We start from the raw sequence: 19,172 nt of genomic DNA, 5'->3' as shown, positions 1-19,172 counted from the left end.
GGGGGCGGGCGAGCGGGGGGGGGCGGGGGGCGGGGGGCGGGGGGCGGGCGGAGTCGGCGGTCACCAAGGGCGTCCGGTCGGCGGCGCCACGTAGTCACGGAAACTTCACAGGGCGTTCCCCCAGGTCGCACCGGTACGGCCAGAGTCGGAACGGACCATCTCCAGCGGACGCGTTCCCCGTTCCGCCCCGTTGGAGGCCACCGTGTCCCACTCCCCCGCCCCGCGCTCCGCCCCTCTGCCCCGCCGCCGCTTCCTGGGCGTCGGCACCGCCTCGGCCGCCGCCGTCGCCCTGGGCGCCGGCGCCTCCGCCCACACGCCCGCGTCGGCGCAGCGCTCGTCGGCCGACTACCCGTTCTCCCTCGGCGTCGCCTCGGGCGACCCCCACCACGACGGCGCCGTGCTGTGGACCCGGCTGGCGCCCGACCCGCTGGCCGAGGACGGGACGGGCGGGATGCCCGCCGAGCCCGTCGACGTCGAGTACGAGGTCGCCCTGGACGCCCGGTTCCGCCGCGTCGTGCGGCGCGGGACCGCCGTGGCCTCCCCCGAGCTGGGCCACGCGGTGCACCCGGAGGTGTCCGGTCTGGCGCCGGGCCGCGAGTACCACTACCGGTTCCGGGCGCTGAACGAGATCAGCCCGGTCGGCACCACCCGCACCGCGCCGCCGCCGCACACCCTCGCCGGGCGGCTGCCGTTCGCGTTCGCGTCCTGCCAGAGCTGGAGCGACGGCCACTACACCGCCTACCGGCACCTGGCGGAGGAGGACCTGCACCTCGTCGTGCACCTGGGCGACTACCTCTACGAGTACCCCGCCGACGGCACCGTCCGGGGCACCGCGGTACCGGACCACCTGGCCACCGAGACCACCACGCTGGCGGGGTACCGGGCGCGGTACGGGCTGTACAAGTCCGACCCGCACCTGCAGGCGGCGCACGCCCGGTTCCCGTGGATCGCGACCCTGGACGACCACGAGGTGGACAACAACTGGGCGGGCCCGGTGTCGCAGGACGCCGGCGCCGACCCGGCGGCGTTCCTGGAGCGGCGGACGGCGGCGTTCCAGGCGTTCTACGAGAACCTGCCGCTGCGCCGCGCGTCGCTGCCCGTCGGGCCGGACATGCGGCTGCACCGCCGCCTGGCCTACGGCCGGCTGGCCGACTTCACCATGCTCGACACCCGCCAGTACCGCGACGACCAGCCGTGCGGCGACGGGGTGCGGGCCGGGTGCGGCGACCGGTTCGACCCCGACCGCACCCTGCTGGGCGGTGCGCAGCGGCGGTGGCTGCTCGACGGCTTCACCGGGTCGGACGCCCACTGGCACGTGCTGGGCAACCAGGCGCCGATGACGATGACCGACCACGACCCGGGGCCGGGCGAGCGCGTGTGGATGGACCCCTGGGACGGCTACGTCGCCGAACGCGACGCCGTCCTGGGCGCGGCGGCCGAGCGGGGGGTGCGCAACCTGGTGGTGATCACCGGCGACCGGCACCAGAACTACGCCGCCGACCTCAAGGCCGACTACGCCGACGAGGACTCCGCGACGGTCGGCACGGAGTTCGTCGGCACCTCCATCACCAGCAGCGGCGACGGCCGGGACCTGGGTCCGCAGGGCGCCGACTTCCTGGCCGCGAACCCGCACCTGCGGTTCGTCAACGAGCAGCGGGGCTACGTGCGGTGCACGGTGACGCCCGGCGAGTGGCGGGCGGAGTTCCGGGTGGTGCCCTACGTGACCCGGCCGGGCGCCCCGGTGTCGACGCGGGCGGCGTTCACGGTGCGCGACCGCCTCCCCGGGGTGGCGGGGGCGGTGTAGCGGGTCCGGGCCGCCGGGCGCGGCCGGCCGTCAGCCGGCGCGCTCGGCGGAGCCGGCGGCGGACACCGGCCCGCCCGCCCAGCCGACCACCCGGGACGGGTCGAGGTTGAGCAGGTCCAGGGTGCTGCGGCCGGCGAACAGGGCGTCGACCACCTCGCGGTCGCGGGCCACCGACTCGACGGCGTCGGCGACGATGGCGGTCACCCGGCCGCGCGGCAGGCAGACCACGCCGTCGTCGTCGGCGACGACCCAGTCGCCGCGGCGCACCCGGGTGGGGCCGCGGTCGCCGTCCAGGGCGACCTCGCGGCCGACCGCGCCGCCGGCGTCGTGCCCGGGTTCGCGGACCGAGACGCCCGCGCTGAGGACGGGCAGTTCGGCGCGGGCGATGGCCCCGACGTCGCGCACGCACCCGTCGATGACGATGCCGGCGACGCCGCGCACGCGGGCGGCGACCGCGAGGATCTCGTCGACGTAGCCGTAGTCGGGCTCGCCGGCGACGTCGACCACCAGGGCGCCGCCCGGCGGGGCCTGGGCGACGGCGACGTGCAGGGCGAGGTTGTCGCCGGGCGTGCACTGGACGGGCAGCGCGGTGGCGGCGAACGCCGCTCCGGGCCAGACCGGGAAGAGGTGCGAGCCGAGGGGCAGGCCCCCGCTGCGGGCCAGCGCCGCTGTGCCCATCGCCGTCAAGGTCTCCGCAAGCGCCACGTCAGCCTCCAATTGCACACGCGCCCGGCGGGCCGCGCCGGCCACGGCGGGCGCGCGGTACGGGGCTCCGCTGCGCCGCGGCGTGGTGGTGGAGGGCGGGGAGCCCTCCGTGCGGCCGGCTCCCCCTTATACTCACGGGTAACTTAAGCGTGACGCAAGACATACCGCCGATAAAGCGGCAAAAAATGCTACCGCCGGTTACATCGGGCCGCCCGGCCCGGCGGCCGAGGTCAGCCCGGCCACCGCGTCCAGGGCCGCCCGCGCCGCCGCGGGGTCGTGCACCCGGAACACCGCCGCGCCCTCCAGCGCCGCCACCGCCAGCACGGCCAGGGTCCCGGCCCGCCGCTCGGTGACGGGCAGGTCCAGCGTCTCGCCGATGAAGTGCTTGTTGGACGCCGCCACCAGGACGGGCCGGCCGACGGCCACCAGCTCGCCCAGGCGCCGCGTGACCTCCAGCGAGTGGTGGGTGTTCTTGCCGAAGTCGTGGGTGGGGTCGACCAGCACCCCGTCGGGGCGGACCCCCAGCGCGACGGCGCGCTCGGCCAGCCCGGTGACCGTCGCCGCGACGTCGGCGAGCACGTCGGCGTAGGCCGCCCGGTGCGTGGCGGTGCGCGGCGCGAGCCCGCCGGTGTGGCTGCACACCAGCCCGGTGCCGTGCTCGGCGGCCACCCGGGCGAGGTCGGGGTCGGCCCCGGCCCAGGTGTCGTTGAGCAGGTCGGCCCCCGCCTCGGCGCACGCCCGCGCCACCTCCGCCCGCCAGGTGTCGACCGAGATCACCAGATCGGGGTGGCGGTCCCGCAGTTCGGCGACGAACGGGGCGGTGCGCCGGACCTCCTCGGCGACCGGCACGGGCGCGCCGCGGCCGGCCTGCACCCCGCCGACGTCGACGATGTCGGCTCCGGCCCGCACCGCTGCGTCGGCGGCCGCCAGCGCCGCGTCGAACGCGAACGTCGCCCCCGCGTCGTAGAAGGAGTCGGGGGTGCGGTTGACCACCGCCATGACGGCGTGCCGCCCCGGCCCGAACTCCCGCCCGCGCAGCCGCAGCACCCCGCCCGGCGCCCCTCCGTCTGCCACCGCGCCCCCTCCGCTCCGCTCAGTCGCCGTCGCGCCGCGCCCCCGCCAGCGGCACGGCGTGCTCGGGCGCCCCGGGCGGGACGCCGTCGCCGCGGTGCCGCTCCTTGGTCACGGCCAGGTGCTCCCAGGTCTCGACGTAGGTGACGTCGGGACTGCTGCGGACCGCCTCCAGGGCCTCGACCAGGGAGGGGCGGTCCGGCGCGGTGGCGCTGCCCACGATGTCGTAGCGCCCGAAGCCGGTCGACAGGAACGACACCCCGGTCAGCGTACCGAGCCGCAGCGCCAGCGTCTCGGCGTCGCCGCGGCAGCGCACGCCGAATCCGAGCTGCTCGTTGGCGCCCACGACGGACGGTTCGATCAGCGCCGTGACGTGCACGACCCCGGCGTCGATGAGGCGCACCACGCGCGAGCGGGCCGCCGCCTGGGAGAGCCCGACCTGGCGCGCCAGCTCCGCGTAGGAGGCGCGCCCCTCGCGCTGGAGGTGCCGGACCAGCCGCCAGTCGAGCGGGTCGATCGGGATGTCGCGCAGCGGGCGCACGCTGCTGTAGGCGTCCTTGACGATCGACCCGGCCCGGAACACCTCGGCGCCGGTGACCCCGGGCAGGGTGCGCAGTCCGGCCAGCTCCTTGGCGAGCGCGTCGTCGTCGCGCACCCGCAGGTGCGCCACCACCGGGAACCGCCCGGCGGTCTGCGCGGCGAACGTGACCGAGTCGCGCCCGGCGAGTTCGGCCAGGACCGGCTTCACCGGACCGCAAACGCGGAATGAAATGTGTCCGAACACCTCCATGCCCAGGACCCCGGCGTGCAGGACGCCGACGATCCGTATGGCCCCTCCCCGGACCAGGCGCCGGACCCGCGCGCGCACGGCGGTGCGGGACAGCCCCACCCCGTCCGCGAGCGCCTGGTACGTCGCTCTCCCGTCCCCCTGCAGCGCTCTCATGAGCGCGGCGTCGACCGCATCGAGCACGATGGATGCCTTTCGTTCCCTTGACGGCGCCCTTTCCCCCCGGGCGCCGCCCCCTCCTGCGGCCAGATCATGGCAGTTGCGGCGTCGGTTAACTACTGATCACGAAAGAAACAAGGCCGACTTTGGGCCGCGTTGCACAGAGAAACAGACAACGATCTCATCTTGATGACATAAAGGACGCGCGTCGAACATGGCCGAGATGTGCCGCCGTGTACGAACAACTCCGGCAAAGCGAGACACTGTTGTCCGGCATGATCGGCGGCCGGCGAGGTAGACAGATAGGACGAGTCGCCTCAACCGCGCAACCGGGGACGAAGCCCCCGAGGTGGGCGCACCGCGGGCGGCGGCTAGAAGGGAACCCCATGGCGGCACGACGGGAACGGCGCGAGGTGACCCGTCCGGGGAGCACCGTCCGCGCCCTGCTGTGGACGGCCGGCTCCGCCGTGCTGCCCGGCATCGCCCACCTGCGCACCGGCCGCCGCGCCGCCGGGTGGACCCTGCTCGGCCTGTTCGCGGCGCTCGTGGCCGCGGGCGCCGCCGCGGCCGTGCTGCTCGGCGGCGACCTCGCCCGCAGCGCCCACTACGCGGTGCAGGGCCGGTGGCTGTTCACCGCCTCGGCCGTCGCGTTCGGCGTCGCGGTGCTGTGGATGACCGTCGTCGTGCACTCGTGGGTGATCACCCGCCCCGCGTCCGCCGGCCGCGCCGCCCGGTTCTCCGGCGGGGTGGTCGTGCTCGCGATCTGCCTGGCCATCGCCACCCCCGCCGCGGCCGTCATGCGCACCGCCTACACCGCCTACGACACCCTCACCTCGGTGTTCGGCGCCGACGCGCTGGGCGAGCCGCACGACGCCGCCAACCCCTGGGCCGGGCGCGAGCGCGTCAACGTGCTGCTGCTCGGCGGCGACTCCGGCAGCAACCGCTACGGCATGCGCACGGACTCCATGATGGTGGCCAGCATCGACGTCGAGTACGGCGACGTGGTCCTGGTGGGGCTGCCCCGCAACCTGGAGAACACCCCGTTCCCCGAGGGCACGGCGCTCGCCGAGGCCTACCCGCCGCCCGGCAACTTCACCGACCTCCTCAACGAGGTCTACCAGGCCGTCGCCGAGGACCCCGAGCGGCTGGCCGTCGACCCCGACGCCACCGACCCCGCCGCCGACACGCTCAAGGACGTCATCGGCGGCATCACCGGCCTCGAACTCGACTACTACGCGCTGGTCGACATGAAGGGCTTCGAGGGGCTGATCGACGCCATCGGCGGCATCGACGTGCACATCGACGAGCCCATCCCCTACGGCCAGGAGGGCGCCGTCCTGGAGGCCGGCGACCAGCACCTCGACGGCAACGAGGCCCTCTGGTACGGGCGCAGCCGCGTGAACAGCGACGACTACGCGCGCATGGGCCGCCAGGGCTGCCTCATCAAGTACGTCGCCGAGCAGGCCGACCCCGCGACCGTCCTCACCGGGTTCCAGGACCTCGCCGGCGCCACCAAGCGCACCCTGCGCACCGACATCCCGCAGTCGAAGCTGCCCGCGTTCATCGAGCTGGCCGACCTGGTCGCCGACGAGGGCGACATGCGCACGATGCAGCTCTCCCCGCCCCAGGTCGACACCGCCTACCCGGACTGGGCGGAGATCCGGCGGCTGGTCGCCGAGGCCGTCGAGGAGCAGGAGACCGCCCAGGAGGAGCCCAGCGGGGGCAGCGACGACGTCACCCCCGAGCCCTCGCCCAGCGCCCAGGAGTCCCCGGAGCCCTCCCCCGGCGCCGAGGGCTCCACCGGCTCCACCGAGTGGCAGGACTACACCGGGCTGCCCGACCCCTCGCCCACCACCCCCGGCCGCCAGGTCGGCGACGACGCCACCTCGCTCGACGCGCTCTGCCCCTGAGCGCCGCCCCCGAGCGCCGAGCGCCCCGGAGCGGATCACCGGACGGAACTCCGGGCCACCGGCCCGCGTCGTAGCCTGTGATGGGCACGACACCTCCCGAGGAGCACCCATGCGAACCCCCCTTCGGACCGCGGCGGCCCTGGCCGCCGTCCCCCTCCTGCTGGCCGGCTGCACGGGCGGCGGGGACGGCGGCGGCGACCGCGGCGAGGCCGCGGCCGGCGCCTCCGCCGAGCCGTCGTCGGGCGCGACCGAGGTCGTCGGCGAGACCACGCTGCCCTACAGCGGACGCGACGGCGAGGCCGTCGTGGAGGTCCACGCGCTGCGGGCGCGGGGCGAACTCGTCCAGCTCACCCTGACCTTCACCGCCGAGGGCGGCGACGACGGCGCCACCGCGTCCCTGTACGACCTGTGGGGCTCCGCCGGCTCCTCCCCCTACCTGGTCGACACCGCCAGCCTCAACCGGCACGACGTGGTGGCGCCCGAGGGGGGCTCCCCCCTGGCGCCCGACGTGGTCGGGACCAGCCTGTCGTTCGGCGAGCCGAGGTCGCTCAGCTACACCTTCGCCGCGCCGCCCGAGGACGTCGCGAGCATGGACGTCTACGTCGGCGCCGCCCCACCCGTGACCGACGTCCCGGTGCTGCGGTGACCGCCCCGCGCGCGGGCGCGGCCGCGCTGGCCGCCGCGCTGCTGCTGGCCCCGGCCCTGGTGGCCGCCACCGAGCCGCCCGGGATCGGCGACGTCACCGCCGAGGACCGGGCGGCGGCGCTGTTCCGCCTCGACCCGGCGGCCGCCGTGCTCGCCCTCGACCCGGCGGCCTGGATCCACCCCATGGAGCGCGAGGAGGCCTCCGGCTCCACCACCACGGTCACCGTCGAGGCCGACGTGCTGTTCGCGTTCGACGAGGCCGAGCTGGCCGACGACGCGCGCGAGCGCCTGTCCGGGATCGCCGACCGGCTGCGCGGCGCCACCGGCACCGTCCAGGTGATCGGCCACTCCGACGGCCTGGGCGAGGACGACTACAACCAGGAGCTGTCCGAGCGGCGCGCCGAGGCGGTGCGCGACGCCCTCACCGAGGAGCTGGGCGCCGACGCCCCGGAGTTCGAGGCCGTCGGCCGCGGCGCCACCGAGCCCGTCGCCCAGGAGACCGCCCCCGACGGCAGCGACCTGCCGGCCGGCCGGTCCCAGAACCGCCGGGTGGAGATCGTCTTCGAGGGCGCGTAGCGCCCGGCGCGGCGCGGGTGCGCCCGCGCCGGGCGTCCGGGAGGATCGCCGCGACCGTACCGTCCACCGAGAGGAGCGCCCCGTGTCCGTCCGCAGGGCCATGCCCGACATCCCCACCGGCGACCTGGCGCGCAGCCGCGACTTCTACGGCCTGCTGGGGTTCGAGGAGGTCATGAACCTGGGCTGGGTCATGACGCTCGCCTCCCCCGCCAACCCCACCGCGCAGGTCACCTTCCTGACCCATGACGCGTCCGCGCCGGTCGTGCCCGACATGAGCGTCGAGGTCGACGACGTCGACGCCGTCCACGCGGCGGTGCGCGCGAGCGGGGCGGAGATCGTGCACCCCCTCCAGGACGAGGAGTGGGGCGTGCGCCGGTTCTTCGTCCGCGACCCCAACGGCCGGATCGTCAACGTGGTGGGCCACCGCTGACCCGGCGCGCGGGGCGCGCGCGGGCGGCCGGGGCGGGCCCCGCTCGGCGCCCGGAAAGCGTCGTAGGCGCGCGGGAGGATGTGCGCGGCACAACGGGGAGCGCGGGCCCCGGCCGCCCCTCCCCCGCGTGCGACGACGGAAGGTCGGTCGGGCATGAACGGTCTGCGAACGCTGCGCTCCGCCCTGCGGGGTCCGGTCCTGCTGGACGGCGACCCCGGGTTCGACGCCGCCCGGCGGCCGTGGAACCGCGCCGTCGGCCAGCCGGTGGCGGCGGTGGCCCGTCCCGTGGACGCCGACGACGCCGCGGCGGCCGTCCGCCACGCCCGGTCCACCGGGCTGACCCTGGCCGCGCAGGCGAGCGGGCACGGCGCCACCGGTGACGTCGACGGTGTGGTGCTGCTGCGCACCGGCGCCCTGGACGGCCTGTCCGTCGACCCGGTGGCCCGCACCGCGCGGGTGGGGGCGGGAGTGTCCTGGGGCCGGGTGCAGGCGGCGGCCGCCGAGCACGGGCTGACCGGGCTGGCCGGCAGCTCGCCGGTGGTCAGCGTGACCGGCTACACGCTGGGCGGCGGGCTGAGCTGGTTCGGCCGCGCGCACGGCTGGGCCGCCGACAGCGTCCTGGCCTTCGAGGTGGTCGACGCCGACGGCGTGCGCTCGCGGGTCACCGCCGACTCCGATCCCGACCTGTTCTGGGCGCTGCGCGGCGGGGGCGGCGACGTCGCCCTGGTCACCGAGGTCGAGTTCCGGCTGCACCCCGCGCCCGAACTGTACGGCGGCCGCATGCTGTGGCCGATCGACCGCGCCCCCGAGGTGGTCGACGCCTTCCGGCGGGTCACCGCCGCGGCGCCCGACCGGCTCACCGTCTGGCTCGACCTGCTGCGCCCGCCCGGCCGTCCCGCGTGCGCGGCCGTCCTCGCCGCGCACCTGGGGCCGGCCGCCGAGGCGCGTGCGCTGCTGCGCCCGTTCGACGCCGTGTCCGGGCGGCTGTCGGACGACCGGCGCGCGCTGTCCCCGGCCGACCTCGGCGCCGTCGGCGCCGAACCCACCGCGCCCGGCGCCGGGGTCTCCCGGGGCGTCCCGCTCACCGGCCTGGACGACGCGGCCGCCGTCCTGCTGGCCGAGGGGCCGCCCGCGCCGCTGCTGCGGGCGCAGGTCCGGCACCTGGGCGGGGCGCTGGCGGGCCCGTCGGACACGCCCTATGGGCCGCTCGCCGCGCCCTACGGGCTGCACCTGCTGGGGGTGCCGGCCGGACCGGGCTCCGCCGCGGCGGTCCGCGCCGCCCAGGCCGCCGTGGTGCGGGGGCTGGGCCCCGCCGCGGCCGGGCGCACGCCGCCCACCTGGCTGGGCCCCGGGGAGTCGGCGGCCGACGCCTACGCGCCCGAGGCGCTGGACCGGTTGCGCGCGCTGAAGCGCTCCCGCGACCCGCGCGGGGTGTTCCGGGGCAACTTCCCGCTGTTCGGCCGGCCGGCCACCGGCCCGGCGGCGCGGGCGGCGGTGCCGGTCAGGGCGTGAACCGGCCGTAGCGGCCGCGGTGGTAGAGCAGGGGCCGGGCGGCGGTGTCGGCCTCGGCCGCCGCCACCCGCCCGACCACGAGCCAGTGGTCGCCGACCGCCAGCAGGTCGTGGCGCAGGCAGAGCACGTGGCCGGCCGCACCGTCGAGGAGCGGCAGGCCCTCGGGGCCGGTGCGCCACCGGACGGGGCCCGCGAACCGGTCGACGCCGCGCGCGGCGAACCGGGCGGCGAGGGCGTCCTGGCCCTCGGCGAGGAGGTTCACGGCGAAGGCGGGGGCGTCGCGGATGTCCGGCCAGGTGCCGGAACGGGCGTCGATGGAGAACGACACCAGCGGCGGGTCGAGGCTGGCGCTGGTGAAGGACGTGGCGGTCACCCCGACCGGGCCGTGCGGCGCGGTGGCGGTCACGACCACCACCCCGGCCGCGTGGCCGCCGAGCACCCGCCGGAACCGCTCGGCGGCGACGGGGGCCGCGGTCAGCCGCTCCCCGGGGGACGGGTCCCCCGCGCGTTCCGTTCCGGCCTCCGTGGTCGCCGATGTCCGCACGCGCCGCGCTCCCCTCAGGCCCGGAGGGCCGTCTCCGCCGCCGGGACCGTCCCGGCCTGCTCAGAACAGCCCCGGATCCCGCACACCGTATTCCCCCGTGTACGCCCGGGAGTGCCCGCCGGGTACGCGATCCGGGTCACACCCGCTGACCGGATGCGGCCAGTGCGACTCCGGTGCGTTGTGCGCGCGGTCGCTCCGTGTGACGCTCGCGGGGACGTGCCGCGGCGCTGGAGGGGGCCATGACCGCAGGTCAACTGTTCGTCCTGGTCGGTCTGGGCGTCTTCCACGGGCTGAACCCGGCCATGGGCTGGGTGCTGGCGGTGGCGCGCGGACTGCAGGAAGGCGGGCGCGCCGCGCTGCTGCGGTCGCTGCCGGCCATCGCGGCCGGGCACGCGCTGTCGGTGGCGGCGGTCGCGGTGCTGCTCACGGCCACGGGGTCGCTGCTGGCGTCGCGCTGGTTCCCGGTCGCGGCGGGGGCGGCCGTCGCGGGGGCGGGGGTGTGGCAGCTGCTCGCGCACCGGTCCGCGCACGGGGGCGGGGTGCGGATGTCGCTGTGGCAGCTGGCGTCGTGGTCGTTCCTGATGGCGTCGGTGCACGGCGCCGGGCTGATGCTGCTGCCGGTGCTGGCCGGCGACCTCGCCGGGCCGGTGGGGGCGGCGGGGGCGCACCACCACGGCGCCGCCGCGCCGCAGGCGCCCCCGCCGCCGACCGCGGCCGGCGGGTCCGCGGATCCCGCCGGTGCCGCCGCCGAGGCCGGGCTGGTGGGCCTGGCGGCGGCGGGGGTGCACAGCCTCGCGCTGCTGGCGTCGGCGGGCGTGGTGGCCCTGCTCGCCTACGAGTTCGCGGGGGTGCACGCGCTGCGGCTGCGCGGGGTGACCATGGACCGGGTCTGGCCGTTCGCGCTGATCACCGGCGGGGTGTTCGCGGTGTGGACGGCCATGTGACGGCCGGTCCGGCTCCGGTCCGCGCCGTGCGCCGCGGCGGCCGCGGCGCACGGCGGGTGCGTCAGCCGGCGAACCCGGCGGTGATGGAGGTGAACTCCCAGGGCCGCTGGTCGATGCCGCCGCAGGAGTCGGTGGGGGTGGCGCAGGGGCGGTCGCGGTTGACGGACCAGAACGTGAACCGGGACATGCCGCTGGTCTGCGCGAAGTCGCGCATCCGCCGGTAGGCGTCGGCGGTGACGGTCTCGCCGGTGTCGGTGCGCCCGTTCATGGAGCTGATGCCCTGCATGGCGTAGGCCTCGGCCGAGGAGACGCCGTAGGCGCTGGAGATCACCCGGTTGAGCCCTTCGGACGCCTGGCGGGTGGCCGCGGCCATGTCGGCCCCGCCGCCGAAGTTGAACGGCATGATCGTCCAGTTGTCGACGCCGGCGTCGAGTTCGGCGGCGCGCCGGATGAGCCGCTGGCCCCAGTAGTTGGGGCCGGAGACGGCGGTGCCCAGGGTCATGGCGACGTGCAGGCCGGGGTTGTCCCGCTTGACGATCCGCACGGCGCCGAGGACCCGGTCCTGGGTCTGCTCGTTCTCGATCTCGCTCGCCTCGATGTCGATGTCGATGGCCGCGAGGTCGTAGGCGTCGATGACCCGCTGGTAGGCGGCCGCCAGGGAGGCGGAGTCGGGGCAGCGCTCGCCGAGCTTGGCGCCGCTCCACCCGCCGATGGACGGGATCACGTCGCCGCCGGCGGCGCGGATGGCGGCGATGCGGTCGGCGTCGGCGCCGTCGAGGGGGCGGGTGCCGTCCCAGGCGGGGTTGCAGCCGCCGTCGGAGAGGATGAAGGCGAGGGTGAACCACCGCACGCCGGTGTCGCTCATGAGCTGGACGGCGTCGGGCGGGTTGCCCCAGCCGTAGTACAGGTAGGGGGCGGCGCCCATGGCGGAGGGGTCGGCGGCGGTCGCGGCGGGGACGACGGGGGCGGTGTCCGCCGCGGGCGCGGCCTGGGCGGGCGCGGCGCCGACCAGGGTGGCGGCGAGGGCGGCGGGCAGGAGCGCGGCGGTGAGGGCGGTGAAGCTGCGGGGTCTCATCTGCGGGTCTCCACGGGGGTGAGCGGGGGATGGAGTGCAGGGCGGATGCGCCTCGGGGCACTGCCGCGAAACTGAAAACTTTGTTTCGCTTTAGCGTGACGCGACGGTAACCGTCCGGGACCGCCGGGGTCAACCCTTCGTCACCAATGTTCTGCACTGCGTAAACAGTCCGATTCATCCCCCGGGTGCCCGGCTAGAGTCCCGTCCATGAGCGCACGCACCCGTCGCATCCGCCGGTGGGCGGTCATCCCGGCGGTCCTGGCCTTCGTCGTCGCGGGCACCGCCCTGGTCGTCCCCCGGCTGCTGGAGCACGTCGGCACCAACGCCGGCGCGAGCGCGCTCCCCTGGGGCCCGCCCTGCTCGGTCGCCGACAGCGGCGAGTTCATCGGCCTCACCCGCGCCGAGGCCCGGGCGGCGACGACGGCCGTCCTCGCCGAGCGGTACGGCGGCGAGGTCCCCGACACCTCCGGCATCGACCCGGCGGTCCTGGAGCGGCTCCGCGAGGGCCCGCCGGACGACGCCGGACCCAGCCTGTCCTGCCGCGCCTCGCTCACCGACGGCCTCGACGGCGAGGAGGCCACCGAGACCGGGCTCACCCCGCGCGCCGAACGCGTGCGTCGGGAGATCGCCCACTTCGTCGGCGACGAGCGCCTCGGCGGCTACGAGCCCGGCGGCGTCACCACCGGCCACGGCGAGGACTCCGCGCACTACGACGGCCGCGCCATCGACGTGTTCTACCGGCCCGTGGACGAGGCCAACCGGCGGGAGGGCTGGCTGCTGGCGCACTGGCTGGTGGCCCACGCCGAGCGGCTGCACGTCGCCAACGTCATCTTCGACGACCGGATCTGGAACGTGCGCGGCTCCCAGGGCGGCTGGTGGCCCTACGAGTCCCCCGACCCCGAGAACGAGATCCTGCGCCACCTCGACCACGTGCACGTCGACGTGCAGCCCGGCGCCCGGGAGTGAGCCCGCGGCGGGCGCGGCGCCGCGCCCGCCGCCGCGCGCGCGTCCGGCCTGGCCCCGGACCCGGCGGGGTCGCTAGGTTGGGGAACCGTGCCAGACATCGATGCTGATTTCCTCGCCCTCCCGCTGCGCGGGCCGGCCGACGCGGCGCTCCAGCGCGCCCGCGACCTCGGCGCCGAGCACGCCGACTTCCGGTTGGAACGCGTCCGGGGCCAGCGGCTGTCCCTGGTCGACGGCGTCGTGGAGACCGCCGCCGACACCGACACCCTCGGGTTCGCGGTCCGCGTCGTCCACAACGGCGTGTGGGGCTTCGCGGCGGGCACCGACCTCACCCCCGACGCGGCGGCCGCCGTCGCCGAGCAGGCCGTCCAGGTGGCCCGGGTCGCCGCGGCCGTCACCACCGAGCGCGTCGAACTCGCCCCCGAGCCCGCGCACACCGACGCCGTCTGGGTCTCCTCCTATGAGACCGACCCGTTCGCCGTGGCGCTGCGCGAGAAGACCTCGCTGCTCGCGGGGTGGAGCCGGCGGCTGCTGAGCGACGAGCGGGTCGACCACGTCGACGCCTCGCTCGCCCAGGCCAAGGAGCAGAAGTTCTACGCCGACACCGCCGGCACCGTCACCACCCAGCAGCGCGTCCGGGTGGCGCCGGAGGTGGAGGTCATGGCGGCGCGCGCGGGCCGCCTGGAGACCATGCGCACCCTCGCCCCGCCGGCGGGGCGCGGCTACGAGTACCTGCAGGCGGTCGCCCCGGAACTGGACGAACTGCCCGACCTGCTGGCCGAGAAGCTCGCCGCGCCCAGCGTCGAGGCGGGCCGCTACGACCTCGTCATCGACCCGTCCAACCTGTGGCTGACCATCCACGAGTCGATCGGGCACGCCACCGAGCTGGACCGCGCCCTGGGCTACGAGGCCGCCTACGCCGGGACCTCCTTCGCGACCGTCGACCAGCTCGGGTCGCTCGTCTACGGGTCGCCGATCATGAACGTCACCGGCGACCGCACCGTCGAGAACGGGCTGGCCAGCATCGGCTACGACGACGAGGGCGTGGCCACGTCCTCCTTCGACCTGGTGCGCGACGGCGTCCTCGTCGGCTACCAGCGCGACCGGCGCATCTCCGCCCTCCAGGGCCACGACCGGTCCAACGGGTGCGCGTTCGCCGATTCCCCGGCGACCATGCCGATCCAGCGCATGGCCAACGTGTCGCTGGCGCCCGACCCCGACGGCCCCTCGACGGACGGGCTGATCTCGCAGGTCGAGCGCGGGATCTACGTGGTCGGCGACCGGAGCTGGTCGATCGACATGCAGCGGTACAACTTCCAGTTCACCGGGCAGCGCTTCTACCGGATCGAGAACGGGCGCCTGGCCGGGATGCTCCGCGACGTGGCCTACCAGGCGACCACCACCGACTTCTGGGGGTCCATGGCGGCGCTGGGCGGCCCGCAGACCTACGTGCTCGGCGGGACGTTCATGTGCGGCAAGGGCCAGCCGGGCCAGGTCGCCGCCGTGAGCCACGGCTGCCCGAGCGCCCTCTTCCGCGACGTGCGGGTCCTCAACACGGTTCAGGAGGCCGGGAAATGAGCCTGTCGACGCCTCAGGCCGTGGTCGAGCGGGCGCTGGAGCTGTCCCGCGCCGACGCGTGCATGGTGCTGGTCCGCGAGACCGGCACCGCCAACCTGCGGTGGGCGGGCAACTCGCTCACCACCAACGGGGTCACCCGGGGCCGCACCGTCACCGTCGTCTCGGTGGCCCTCGGCGGCGCGGGCGCCTCCGTCGGCGTCATGTCGCGCAGCGGGCTGCGCGACGACGAACTGCCCGACCTGGTCCGGGCCGCCGAGGCCGCCTGCGGCGAGGCGGTGCCCACCGAGGACGCCCGCCCGCTGATCACCCCCGCCGAGGCGGGGACGGGCGGGCCATGGGACGCCCCGGCCGCGACGACCGGCATCGACGTGTTCGGCGGGTTCGCCCCCGCGCTGGGCCGCGCCTTCGCGGCGTCGGCCACCGCCGGGCGGCGGCTGTACGGCTACGCCGAGCACACCGTCGAGACCACGTTCCTCGGCACCTCCACGGGGGTGCGGCTCCGCCACGACCAGCCCACGGGCACCGTCGAGCTGAACGCCAAGACCGACGCCGACGGCGGCCACTCCGCCTGGACCGGCCGGGCCACCCGCGACTTCACCGACGTCGACCCCGAGGCGCTGGCCGCGGAGCTGGACACCCGCATGGCGTGGGCGCGCCGCAGGGTCGACCTGCCGGCCGGCCGCTACGAGACCCTGCTGCCGCCCACGGCGGTGGCCGACATGCTGGTCAACCTGTACTTCTCCGCGGGCGCGCGCGACGCCGCCGAGGGCCGCACCGTGTTCTCCGCCCCGGGCGGCGGCACCCGGGTCGGCGAGCGGCTGGCGCGGCTGCCCCTGGACCTGTACAGCGACCCCGCCGCCCCGGGGCTGGAGTGCGCGCCGTTCGTGGCGGCCGACGCCCCCGGGCGCGACGTCACCGCGTTCGACAACGGGATGCCGCTGCGCCGCACCCGGTGGCTGGCGGGCGGTGAGCTGGCGGCGCTGCCGCAGACCCGCGCGACGGCCGAGCAGACCGGTCTGCCCGCCACGGGGTTCGTCGACAACCTGGTGCTGGAGCAGCCGGGCGCGGCGGCCTCGCTGGAGGACATGGTGGCGCGCACCGAACACGGGCTGCTGGTGACCTGCCTGTGGTACATCCGCACGGTCGACCCGCAGACGCTGCTGCTGACCGGGCTGACCCGCGACGGGGTGTACCTGATCGAGGACGGCCGGATCACCGGCGCGGTGAACAACTTCCGGTTCAACGAGTCGCCGGTGGGCCTGCTGGAGCGCGCGACCGAGGCGGGGGCGGTCCGCCCCGCGCTCTCGCGCGAGCTGGGCGACTACTTCCCGCGGACCGCGATGCCGCCGCTGCGGGTGCCCGACTTCAACATGTCGACGGTCAGCCGGGCGTCCTGACCACCGGCCGCGCGGGGTGCCGGTGGTGGCGTCCCGCGCGGCCGGGGGCGGCGGTCAGCCGTCCTCCAGCCGGAAACCGACCTTGAGGCCGACCTGGAAGTGCGCGATGGCGCCGTCCTCCAGGTGGCCGCGGATCTCGGTGACCTCGAACCAGTCGAGCCCGCGCAGCGTGGCGGAGGCGCGTTCGATGCCGTTGCGGATGGCCTGCTCCACGCCCTCGGGGGAGGTGCCGACGATCTCGGTGACGCGGTAGGTGTGCTCGCTCATGGTGCCCCTTTCGCGGTCGCTGTCGCCCCTGCCGCTTCCCCGGCGGCCGCCGGGCAATCCCCGTCCGGGGCGACCGTCCGGAATCCGGCGGCGGCGGGGCGGGCGGGGTTGCCGTCCCTTTGCCCGCGCGCGGGGCGCGCGTGACCGGAGCGGCTTCTGACCTGCTTTCGGCGATCATGCCGCCATTCGCGAATTTCAGGGCTAATGGCCATAAAAACCACGGACTCTCCCGAGATCACGTCGTAACCGACTCTTGACGTACCGGGGGGAGTGTCGGTGTAGATTGGGCTCAGCGCTTCGGTCCCCCGTCGAAGCGCCCGGTCGGTGTTCCGAGCCCCCGTCGGAACACCGCGCGCGACGTCGGGTGGTTTGCCCCCGTAGCCACCCGGCGTCGCTTTTTGTATGGCCCGAAACCGCGCTTGACCGGCGCGTGACCCCCGGGCCCCTCGGCGGCCTCCAAGGTGATCTTTGCGTAACGACGACCCCGGTGCGGAATCCGACGCCGACGCGGCGCCCGCGCACTGCTCGCGCACCGGCTGCCGTGTCCCGGCCACCTGGGCGCTGCGGTGGAACAACCCGCGCCTGCACACCCCGGACCGCCGCAAGACCTGGCTGGCCTGCGACGAGCACCGCGCCTACCTCGCGGACTTCCTCGACCGCCGCGGCTTCCTCCGCGCCACCGAGCCCTTCACCCCGCCCGAGGACTGACCCGCCGCGCCGGTCCGCGCGGGCCGCGCCACCGGGTGGACCGCCGTCGGGCGGCCCGCACCGCGCGCCCGAGCAGTCCTCCGGCGCCGAGAGGTCGACCCGGTCCGTCCGGGGCGGCCGGACAGCCCCTCCCCCACCGTGCGGCAGCGAGCCCCTGACGCGGTCGGCCGCCGGCCCCGGCGGGACCGGACCGGGTTCAGCGGGGCCCGGCCGCCGGGTCCCCGGCCGCGCGGCGGCGCGCGCGGTCCAGGTCCTCGGGGGTGTCGCAGTCGAGCGGGCCGCCGTCGCCCCCGGCGGCGACGCGCACGGGGTCGAGCGGGGCGAGCACACCGCGCAGCGACCCTCCGCTGTATCCGGCCAGGGCGGCGCGCACGGCCGCGGTGTCCCACACGCCGGTGAGCCACTGCGGGCGGTCCTCGGCGTCGACCAGCACCGCCCCCGCGCGGCCGCGCGCGGCGCGGCGCAGTTCGGCGACGCGGGCGGGCTCCAGGAACGGCAGGTCGCCCGCGAGCAGCGCGAACGCCGGGGCGGTGACCTCGGCGATCCCGGCCCGCAGCGCGGGGACGGGGCCGGCGCCGGGCGGGTCCTCGCGCACGTACAGCGCCGCGGGGCGCGGGCGCTCCGGGCCGACCACCACCAGCAGGGCGGCACCCGCCGCAGCGGCGGCCACCCGCTCCAGCAGGGTCGCGCCGCCCACGCGCAGGCCGGGCTTGTCCGCCCCGCCCATCCGCCGCGCGGCGCCCCCGGCCAGGATCACCGCGTCGAACCCCTCGGTGCCCATGGCGCCCTCCCTCCGTCCGCTGTCCGCCACCGCCTCCAGGATGCGGGACCGGGCGGCCGGGTCGGGCCCTCGGGTGGCCCCGGGCGGGTCGCGTGCGCCAGACTGCCAGCACACCCGTCGGTCCGTCATGTGGGGAGTGCGGTGGAGGTCGCGAAGCTCGTCCTGGAGTTCGTCCGGGTGCTGGTGTGGCCGGTGGTGGTGCTGGTGGTCGCGGTCATGCTCCGGCACCGGCTGCGGGAGCTGCTGTCGCGGATGACGGCGGCCGAGGCGATGGGGGCGCGGGCGGAGTTCGCGGTGCAGACCGCCCTCGGCGAGGAGGCAGCGGCCGAGGCGGTGCGCGCCGCCGCGCGCGGGGAGGCCGCCCTTCCGGCCGACCGGCCCGACCCGCCACCGCGGCTCATGCGGCCCGTCCCCGACCGCCGACGGCCCGCGGCCCCCGAGGACGGCGACGTCCCCCCCGACCTCGACGCAGAGCCATCGGACGAGGCGGACATCCCGCCGGACGACTTCGGCTTTCCGCCGCCCGACGTCGGCGGGGACGGCGGACCGGGATGGTGGGACGGGGAAGGTCGGCGGCGCGTCCCCGCCGACGGCGGTGCGCCCGAGCCCGCGCCCGCCGACGGTACGGACGCTCCCCCGGCCGCCCGTCCGCCCGGATCCTGGCGCCCCCTCGCCAGCCGCCCCAAGCGCCGTCCCGCGCCGTCCGTGGACCCCGAACCGGCCGGTCCCGGCCCGGGCGCGCCGGGACCCGGACCGTGGCGGCCCGAACCGTGGACCCCGCCGCAGCCCGACCCGAACGCCTCCGACGGCGCCCATGACCGGCGGCGCCCCGGCGCCACGCCGCCCGGCGGTTCCGGCCACCCGCAGCAGCCCGGCATGCCGTCCCTCCCGCCCTTCCGCCCCGCACCTCCGGCCGCACCGGCCGCAGACGTCCGGCCGCCGGTCCGCGAGCCGGACCCGCCGCGCGACGGCGCCGGGGTGGTGGCCGCGGTCGAGGACCGGGTCCGCATACTGGCGGAGCGGCACGGCCTGGACCCGGCCCCGGCCGCGACCCTGACCGGGCTCGCCGCCGACCTCACGGCACGGCTGCCGGAGGTGCGCCGGGCCCCGCTGCTGCGGCTGGCGTCCTCGCTCCAGGAGCGCGGCCGCCTCATCACCGACCTCGGCCTCGCGCCGCACCTGTCGACCGTGCGCGACTACCGCCACCACGCCCGTGTCCTCCTTGACCTTCTGGCGGAGGCGCCGCCGCCCGCCACCGACCGCCGTTAGAGCGCCCTCAGGCGCCGGCCGGGGGCGGCGGGCGCCCGCCGGTGCCC

Annotated in this window: 19 protein-coding genes; 12 read left to right on the top strand and 7 right to left on the bottom strand. The window is 76.6% G+C overall.

Annotated features, from left to right (window positions below; all coding sequences use genetic code 11):
* The first annotated feature begins 202 nt into the window (after window positions 1–202).
* Window positions 203–1,804: an alkaline phosphatase D family protein gene (locus NT8_RS19390; RefSeq protein WP_067971520.1), complete on the top strand. Its 1,602-nt coding sequence runs from the start codon at window positions 203–205 to the stop codon at window positions 1,802–1,804.
* A 30-nt stretch (window positions 1,805–1,834) separates the two neighbouring features.
* Here the strand turns inward: NT8_RS19390 and NT8_RS19385 are convergent, their stop codons facing one another.
* The 3 genes from NT8_RS19385 to NT8_RS19375 form a co-directional block, all read right to left on the bottom strand.
* Window positions 1,835–2,482, bottom strand: coding sequence for an RraA family protein (locus NT8_RS19385; RefSeq protein WP_067971509.1), 648 nt, complete (start codon window positions 2,480–2,482; stop codon window positions 1,835–1,837).
* A gap of 225 nt (window positions 2,483–2,707) precedes the next feature.
* Window positions 2,708–3,583 (bottom strand): dihydropteroate synthase, encoded by an 876-nt coding sequence (gene folP / locus NT8_RS19380; protein ID WP_394326588.1) that lies wholly within the window; start codon window positions 3,581–3,583, stop codon window positions 2,708–2,710.
* Between the two features lie 19 nt (window positions 3,584–3,602).
* The gene (locus tag NT8_RS19375; protein ID WP_067971505.1) at window positions 3,603–4,550 is read right to left on the bottom strand and encodes an Lrp/AsnC family transcriptional regulator; all 948 of its coding nucleotides are present in this window, start codon (window positions 4,548–4,550) and stop codon (window positions 3,603–3,605) included.
* A gap of 362 nt (window positions 4,551–4,912) precedes the next feature.
* Between NT8_RS19375 and NT8_RS19370 the strand changes: the two genes are divergently transcribed.
* From NT8_RS19370 to NT8_RS19350, 5 genes are all read left to right on the top strand, one after another.
* Window positions 4,913–6,436 (top strand): LCP family protein, encoded by a 1,524-nt coding sequence (locus NT8_RS19370; RefSeq protein ID WP_067971502.1) that lies wholly within the window; start codon window positions 4,913–4,915, stop codon window positions 6,434–6,436.
* A gap of 109 nt (window positions 6,437–6,545) precedes the next feature.
* Window positions 6,546–7,082 (top strand): hypothetical protein, encoded by a 537-nt coding sequence (locus NT8_RS19365; protein ID WP_067971500.1) that lies wholly within the window; start codon window positions 6,546–6,548, stop codon window positions 7,080–7,082.
* The gene (locus tag NT8_RS19360; RefSeq protein WP_067971494.1) at window positions 7,079–7,657 is read left to right on the top strand and encodes an OmpA family protein; all 579 of its coding nucleotides are present in this window, start codon (window positions 7,079–7,081) and stop codon (window positions 7,655–7,657) included. Before NT8_RS19365 ends, NT8_RS19360 begins: the two co-directional genes overlap by 4 nt.
* A gap of 82 nt (window positions 7,658–7,739) precedes the next feature.
* Window positions 7,740–8,087, top strand: coding sequence for a VOC family protein (locus NT8_RS19355; RefSeq protein ID WP_067971492.1), 348 nt, complete (start codon window positions 7,740–7,742; stop codon window positions 8,085–8,087).
* Between the two features lie 153 nt (window positions 8,088–8,240).
* Window positions 8,241–9,599: an FAD-binding oxidoreductase gene (locus NT8_RS19350; protein WP_067971489.1), complete on the top strand. Its 1,359-nt coding sequence runs from the start codon at window positions 8,241–8,243 to the stop codon at window positions 9,597–9,599.
* Here the strand turns inward: NT8_RS19350 and NT8_RS19345 are convergent.
* Complete coding sequence (locus NT8_RS19345; protein WP_084469093.1) at window positions 9,589–10,143, bottom strand: flavin reductase family protein; 555 nt, start codon at window positions 10,141–10,143, stop codon at window positions 9,589–9,591. The two genes, NT8_RS19350 and NT8_RS19345, sit on opposite strands and share 11 nt — an antisense overlap.
* 239 nt (window positions 10,144–10,382) lie before the next feature.
* On the opposite strand from NT8_RS19345, the gene NT8_RS19340 reads away from it, so the two are divergent.
* Complete coding sequence (locus NT8_RS19340; RefSeq protein WP_067971486.1) at window positions 10,383–11,087, top strand: cell wall anchor protein; 705 nt, start codon at window positions 10,383–10,385, stop codon at window positions 11,085–11,087.
* A 61-nt stretch (window positions 11,088–11,148) separates the two neighbouring features.
* Here the strand turns inward: NT8_RS19340 and NT8_RS19335 are convergent, their stop codons facing one another.
* The gene (locus NT8_RS19335; protein ID WP_157515896.1) at window positions 11,149–12,162 is read right to left on the bottom strand and encodes a chitinase; all 1,014 of its coding nucleotides are present in this window, start codon (window positions 12,160–12,162) and stop codon (window positions 11,149–11,151) included.
* A gap of 207 nt (window positions 12,163–12,369) precedes the next feature.
* On the opposite strand from NT8_RS19335, the gene NT8_RS19330 reads away from it, so the two are divergent.
* The 3 genes from NT8_RS19330 to NT8_RS19320 all read left to right on the top strand — a co-directional run bounded on the left by NT8_RS19330 (window position 12,370) and on the right by NT8_RS19320 (window position 16,100).
* On the top strand, window positions 12,370–13,128 hold the full coding sequence (locus NT8_RS19330; RefSeq protein WP_067971483.1) for a hypothetical protein: 759 nt from the start codon (window positions 12,370–12,372) through the stop codon (window positions 13,126–13,128).
* A gap of 87 nt (window positions 13,129–13,215) precedes the next feature.
* Entirely contained in the window at window positions 13,216–14,703 is a 1,488-nt protein-coding gene (locus NT8_RS19325; RefSeq protein WP_067971480.1) for a TldD/PmbA family protein, read from the top strand.
* Complete coding sequence (locus tag NT8_RS19320; RefSeq protein WP_067971476.1) at window positions 14,700–16,100, top strand: metallopeptidase TldD-related protein; 1,401 nt, start codon at window positions 14,700–14,702, stop codon at window positions 16,098–16,100. Before NT8_RS19325 ends, NT8_RS19320 begins: the two co-directional genes overlap by 4 nt.
* A gap of 54 nt (window positions 16,101–16,154) precedes the next feature.
* Here the strand turns inward: NT8_RS19320 and NT8_RS19315 are convergent, their stop codons facing one another.
* Complete coding sequence (locus NT8_RS19315; RefSeq protein ID WP_067971473.1) at window positions 16,155–16,367, bottom strand: dodecin; 213 nt, start codon at window positions 16,365–16,367, stop codon at window positions 16,155–16,157.
* Window positions 16,368–16,835: 468 nt separating this feature from the next.
* On the opposite strand from NT8_RS19315, the gene NT8_RS19310 reads away from it, so the two are divergent.
* A complete protein-coding gene (locus NT8_RS19310) occupies window positions 16,836–17,075 on the top strand; it encodes a hypothetical protein (RefSeq protein WP_067971470.1) in 240 nt (79 codons plus the stop codon).
* A 196-nt stretch (window positions 17,076–17,271) separates the two neighbouring features.
* Here the strand turns inward: NT8_RS19310 and mobA are convergent, their stop codons facing one another.
* Complete coding sequence (mobA, locus tag NT8_RS19305; protein ID WP_067971467.1) at window positions 17,272–17,856, bottom strand: molybdenum cofactor guanylyltransferase; 585 nt, start codon at window positions 17,854–17,856, stop codon at window positions 17,272–17,274.
* Window positions 17,857–17,997: 141 nt separating this feature from the next.
* Here mobA and NT8_RS19300 point away from each other — a divergent pair, with 141 nt between their 5' ends.
* Window positions 17,998–19,125, top strand: coding sequence for a hypothetical protein (locus NT8_RS19300; RefSeq protein WP_067971464.1), 1,128 nt, complete (start codon window positions 17,998–18,000; stop codon window positions 19,123–19,125).
* The last annotated feature ends 47 nt before the right edge of the window (window positions 19,126–19,172 follow it).

Origin of the sequence: Nocardiopsis trehalosi NBRC 14201 (assembly GCF_001552555.1) — a bacterium.
Taxonomy (GTDB): Bacteria; Actinomycetota; Actinomycetes; order Streptosporangiales; family Streptosporangiaceae; genus Nocardiopsis_B; species Nocardiopsis_B trehalosi.
Note: the sequence above shows the minus strand (reverse complement) of the source record. Positions and strands in the feature narration are given on the sequence as shown.